The sequence below is a fragment of the Microbacterium sp. genome (assembly GCF_032084865.1).
GTDB lineage: Bacteria > Actinomycetota > Actinomycetes > Actinomycetales > Microbacteriaceae > Microbacterium.
Genome location: NZ_DAMDLU010000186.1, coordinates 1 through 4,206 on the forward strand (window position 1 = coordinate 1; position 4,206 = coordinate 4,206).

Genomic DNA, 4,206 nt, shown 5'->3' on the forward strand with positions numbered 1-4,206 from the left:
CGGCGACGGTCGCGATCGCCGGCGTCTCGGCCGCGCTCGCGGACGCCGCAGCTGCGGCGCTGGAGGCAGGACTCGCCATCGCGCGTACGGTGGTCGAGCGATCCGGTCGCGCCGGAACCCACGATGAGATCGCCGCGACGCGGCTTGCGATCATCGGCATGGGCAAGGCGGGTGCCCGTGAGCTGAACTACCTGAGCGACGTCGATGTGATCTTCGTCGCAGGCACGGCCGACGAGAGCGTCGTCAGCGAGGCAAGGGCGATCGACATCGCCACGCGTCTGGCGCGCGAGACCATGACGGCTCTGAGCGGCGTCGAGGTCGAGCCCCCGCTGTGGGAGGTCGACGCCGCCCTCCGTCCGGAGGGGAAGCAGGGCGCGCTGGTGCGCTCCCTGGCATCCCATCTGGCGTACTACGACCGCTGGGCGAAGAGCTGGGAGTTCCAGGCGCTGCTCAAGGCCCGCCCGCTGGCGGGCGACGCCCAGCTCGGCGAGGAGTACATCGCGGCCGTGCAGCCGAAAGTGTGGACGAGCGCCGAGAGATCCGACTTCGTCGAGAGCGTGCAGCGCATGCGCGAGCGCGTCACCGACCACATCCCGGCCGACGACGTACCGTACCAGATCAAGCTCGGGCCCGGCGGCCTGCGCGACATCGAGTTCACCGTGCAGCTGCTGCAGCTCGTGCACGGACTCGGCGACGCGGGCATCCGCACCCGCGGCACGCTGGAGTCGCTCGACGCGCTCGTCGAGGGCGGCTACATCGGCCGGGCGGAGGCGAGCGCGTTCGGCGAGCAGTACCGCATCCTGCGTCTGCTCGAGCACCGGCTGCAGCTGCACGACCTCACCCGCACGCATCTCATGCCGCGCGACGACGAGGGCATGCGGCGCCTCGCCCGGGCCACGGCGCTGGCGGACAGCGCCTCCGGCTTGCAGGAGATCTGGGACGAGGTGCGCCTCGCAGTGCGCGATCAGCACGTGCGCCTGTTCTACCGTCCGCTGCTCTCGGCCGTCGCTGCGCTGCCGGCCGAGGAGCGCACACTCTCGACGGCGCAGGCGGGTTCGCGTCTCGCCGCGATCGGATTCCGCGATCCCGCCGGTGCGCTGCGGCACATCGCCGCGCTCACGTCGGGCCTGAGCCGCAAGGCCACCATTCAGAAGCACCTCATGCCCGTGATGCTGCGCTGGTTCGCCGACGGCACCGACCCCGACTACGGGCTCGTCGCCTTCCGGCGCATCAGCGAGAGACTCGGCGACACGCACTGGTTCCTGCGGATGCTGCGCGACTCGTCCGGCGCCGCCGAGCGGCTGACGAGACTGCTGTCGAGCTCGCGCTATGTCGGCGAGCTGATGGAGTGGATCCCCGAGTCGGTCGCGTGGCTCGACACGCCGGCCGCGCTGCGTCCGCGCGGCGGGGCGGCGCTCGATGAGGAGGCGCGCGCGATCCAGACCCGGCACGCGACGACGAAGGCCGCGCTGCGAGCCGTGCGGGCGCTGCGGCGGCGTGAGCTGCTGCGCACGGCGATGGGCGCCGTGCTCGAGCAGGTCGGCGTCGACGAGATGGCGAGGGCGCTCACCGAGATCACCGAGGTGACGATCCAGGCGGCGCTGCGCGCGGTGCGCCGCGAGATCGTGCCGCCCGACGACGACGCGATGGACTTCTCGATCATCGCGATGGGCCGCTTCGGCGGTGCCGAGCTCGGTTTCGGCTCCGACGCCGACGTGCTCTTCATCTACGACGCGAACGGCATCGATCCGCAGCGCGCCCAGCAGCACGCCGCGAAGATCGTCGCGGGCCTGCGCGAGCATCTGGCCGATCAGCGCGTGCCGCTGGAACTCGACGCCGACCTGCGCCCCGAAGGGCGCAACGGTCCGGTCGTGCGCACCATCGAGGCGTACACCCAGTACTACCGCCGCTGGTCGCTGTCGTGGGAGGCGCAGGCGCTGCTGCGCGCGCGGGGGATCGCCGGCAGCGTGAAGCTGATCGCGCGGTTCACGGAGCTGGCCGACAGCATCCGCTACCCGCAGAGCGTCTCGCCGCAGGACGTGCGCGAGATCAAGCGCATCAAGGCGCGTGTCGAGGGTGAGCGGCTGCCGCAGGGTGCCGACCCCCGGCGGCACCTCAAGCTCGGGCCCGGCACGCTGAGCGATGTGGAGTGGATGGTGCAGGTGCTGCAGCTGCAGCACGGCCACCGGGTGCCTGATCTGCGCACGACGTCGACCCTGCAGGCGCTCGACGCGGCGGTGCTCGCCGATCTGCTTCCCGCGGACGACGCGGAGCGACTGCGGGAGGCGTGGGTGCTCGCCAGCCGGCTGCGCTCGGCCATGACGCTGCTGACCGGCCAGACGAAGGACGTGCTGCCGGCCGAGATCCGCGAACTGGACGGGGTGGGTCGTCTTCTGGGATATCCTGACCGCGCTGCCACCGTGCTCGAGGAGGACTACCTCCGGGTCACGCGCCGGGCGCGGCGAGTCTTCGAGAAGCAGTTCTACGGCTGACCTTCAGCCGTGATGAAGGGGGAGCAGATGGCGCAGCGCTTCGGGATCATCTGGAATCCGACCAAGATCGAGGGCGACGAGCTTCGGGATGCCGTGACCGCCGCCGTCCCGGCGGACACCGAGCTGATGTGGTGGGAGACCGCCGCCGACGACCCCGGCCGAGCCATGACGACCGAGGCGGTGCGTGCCGGCTGCGACGTCGTCATCGCCGTCGGTGGCGACGGCACGGTGCGCACGGTCGCCGAGATCCTCGCATCGGCCGAGAACGCTCCGGCGCTGGGAATCGTGCCGCAGGGCACCGGAAACCTGCTCGCCCGCAATCTCGGGATCCCGATCGGCAGCATCCCGAACGCGCTGAAGGTCATCGCCGCCGGCAACGAGCGTCGCATCGACATGGGCTGGACCCGCACCGACGATGCGGAGGTGGAGACCGGTTTCCTGGTCATGGTCGGCTTCGGTCTCGACGCGCACATGCTCGCCGAGACCGACGACGACCTGAAGAGCAAGGCCGGCTGGCTCGCCTACGTCGCCGCGATGGGACGCGCGGTCACAGCCTCCGAGACCGTCGACTTCCACATCACGCTCGACGGCGGCGAACAGCAGCTGCTCAGCGGGCACACCCTGCTGATCGGCAACTGCGGCGACATCCAGGGCGGGGTGACGCTGCTGCCCGACGCCGTGGTCGACGACGGCCGCCTCGACCTGCTGCTGATCAGCGCCGACAACGTCTCGCAGTGGCTGCAGACCCTGCGCACAGTGGTCTGGGACAACGGCATCCGGCGCCTGCTCGGCGGTGACGACGAGACCGTGAGCATCGACTTCGCGCAGCATCTCACCGGTGAGACGATCGCCGTGGCACTGCCGGGACCGGTGCCCTTCGAGATCGACGGCGAAGAGGCAGGCGACATCTCCCAGCTCGCCGTGCGCGTGCAGCCGGGTGCGCTGCGCGTGCTCAGCTGAGGGGCTCGTGGCGGTGCGGCGCGGCCGCCGACCTCCTCTAAGCTCAGAGGGAAAGGACGGTGCATGACGACCCTCGACTCGCCGCTTCCCCCCGCTCGCATCGTGATCCCGTGGCGTCCCGCGCCTTCCCGCCTCGACGCTTACGAACGCGTGATCGCGTGGTACCGCGAGATGCTGCCGCACGTTCCGCTGGAGACCGTCGACACGGGGGATGTGCCGTTCGTCCTCGCGGCGTGCCGCAACACCGCCATGCGCAACGCCGACGTGGATGAGGTCGTCGTCGTGGGTGATGCGGACACCATCCCCGAACGCGAACCGCTGATCGCGGCGATCCGTGCGGCGGCGGAGAGCCGCTTCGTGCACCTGCCCTACGACGAATACCGCTGGCTCGGACGCACCGGCTCCGCCGATCACGCCGCCGGCGTGCCCCTCGCGGACTGCACCGTCGAGCAGTACGTCGACGGCGCCTGCTCGGGCGTGTACGTCGCGACACCGCGCACCTGGCGAAGCCACGGCGGTCAGGACGAGGGCTTCCGCGGCTGGGGCTTCGAAGACGCCGCGTGGTTCCTCGCGCACTCGACGATCCTCGGCGCACCGCCCGTGCGGCACCCCGGACGTGTGTACGCGCTGCATCACGTCGGCGAGGTGCGCGCGGGCGCCGCGTACGACGCGAACGCCACGCGCATGGAGCGCTACCGTGCAGCCGCCGGCGACCCCGTGGCGATGGCGCGGCTGGTGGGTGCGGTGGGCGCTG

Annotated in this window: 3 protein-coding genes; all 3 read left to right on the plus strand. The window is 71.2% G+C overall.

Annotated features, from left to right (window positions below):
- Nucleotides 1–2,492, plus strand: a 2,492-nt coding sequence (locus tag RT309_RS13980) for a bifunctional [glutamine synthetase] adenylyltransferase/[glutamine synthetase]-adenylyl-L-tyrosine phosphorylase (RefSeq protein WP_313358002.1), incomplete at its 5' end; no start/stop codon positions are given.
- 27 nt (nt 2,493–2,519) lie between these two features.
- Nucleotides 2,520–3,452, plus strand: a complete 933-nt coding sequence (locus tag RT309_RS13985) for a diacylglycerol kinase family protein (protein WP_313358004.1) — start codon at nt 2,520–2,522, stop codon at nt 3,450–3,452.
- A gap of 63 nt (nt 3,453–3,515) precedes the next feature.
- On the plus strand, nt 3,516–4,206 hold a 691-nt coding region (locus RT309_RS13990), incomplete at its 3' end, for a hypothetical protein (RefSeq protein ID WP_313358005.1).

Bases quoted from the DNA above. Each gene is read 5' to 3' on its own strand.
- RT309_RS13985 (WP_313358004.1), top strand. From the start codon at position 2,520: ATGGCGCAGCGCTTCGGGATCATCTGGAATCCGACCAAGATCGAGGGC.